The organism is Alteromonas sp. IB21 (assembly GCF_016405965.1).
GTDB lineage: Bacteria > Pseudomonadota > Gammaproteobacteria > Enterobacterales > Alteromonadaceae > Alteromonas.
In genome coordinates, this window is sequence record NZ_JAEFCD010000063.1 from 1 (window position 1) to 1194 (window position 1194).

Sequence of the window (1194 nt, forward strand, 5' to 3'; positions counted from 1 at the left end):
TGGGCTAAAATCCGAGCGAAGCGAGCCAGCCCACGTGTTAGCGTCCCAGCGACCGGAGGGAGTGCCAACAGCGTTTTGTTAGGCGTACAAAGGAACGTACGCAGCTTTGCTGCCACCACTAGCCAAATAGGCCGCGTGTTTAAATTATTGAATTTAAGATAAAACAACCCTGTGCGAAATGCCAGATGTTAAGGACATTGCAGGATAAAAGAGCGAGTTTAGACAACTTGCAATGTTGAATGTTGGCGTTGCGATGTTGATGAAAAGCGCGTTGCTAAGGCCGTTGAAACAACCGAGAAAGCTAGCCGCGAACACGACCTAGCGAAACAACCTTGATGCTGGAATGTCACTTCTGAACCAACATTTTAATGCTGTAAGTAAATGACGCCTAACTTTTCAATAACGGGCGCAGACATGTGGGGCATAATGGCGCAGCCGCCCCGCGTGTATGCGTCCCAGCGAACGAAGTGAGCGAGTTTATTGAGTTGTTATGGCTCAAAATCTAACTCTAAGAAGTAGCTAAGCAAATCTTCTGATAAATCGTCATGGCTTAAGTTGAGTTTTTCCATGTCAGTTTTGGCGTGCATGATTAGATCCCTTGCCTCTGTTTTTAAATCACATTCAATCTCAAGGTCGTCAGACGGTTGTATGCTATCTTTTGGTACGCCAGAGTGTTTTAGCGCATTGTATACATATTTAAGAAAACTAATTGTACGGCGTTTATATGTTTCTTTCTCTTTGTGACTATTAAACTGATTATGAGACAACGAAACAGATAAGTTAGCTACCTCTCCAATTGATGTCTCTAGCCCTTTCTCTATCAATAATGGATTGGTAATTCCAATAACAGCACCGGACAATAAAATACTTTTTATATAACTTATTTGGCTATCATCATTTCTGAATTCTTTTATAGCTTCTACCAGCATTGAATCAGCGGCTTGTATCTTGTTGAGCATAGACATCCTTGTTTGAGCCATAACTTTTCAATAACGGGCGCAGACATGTGGGGCATAATGGCGCAGCCGCCCCGCGTGTATGCGTCCCAGCGAACGAAGTGAGTGCGTTAATTGACTTGTTATGTGCCATGCCGAATAAATGCTTGTTTACTTTGCTAATAACGCTTGAATAATTGTTCTGTGTCCGTCCGGTAATCCCCACATTCAATTCATAAATTAGCTACGGCATGGTGTT

Annotated in this window: 1 protein-coding gene; it reads right to left on the reverse strand. The window is 43.0% G+C overall.

All coding sequences use genetic code 11. The features are described from left to right. Positions 1-488: 488 nt before the first annotated feature. A complete protein-coding gene (locus tag JC525_RS19710; RefSeq protein WP_198817846.1) occupies positions 489-959 on the reverse strand; it encodes a hypothetical protein in 471 nt (156 codons plus the stop codon). Positions 960-1194: the final 235 nt, after the last annotated feature.

What these genes read in the sequence shown, in the direction of transcription:
- JC525_RS19710 (WP_198817846.1), bottom strand. Translation starts at nt 959, where the DNA reads ATGCTCAACAAGATACAAGCCGCTGATTCAATGCTGGTAGAAGCTATA.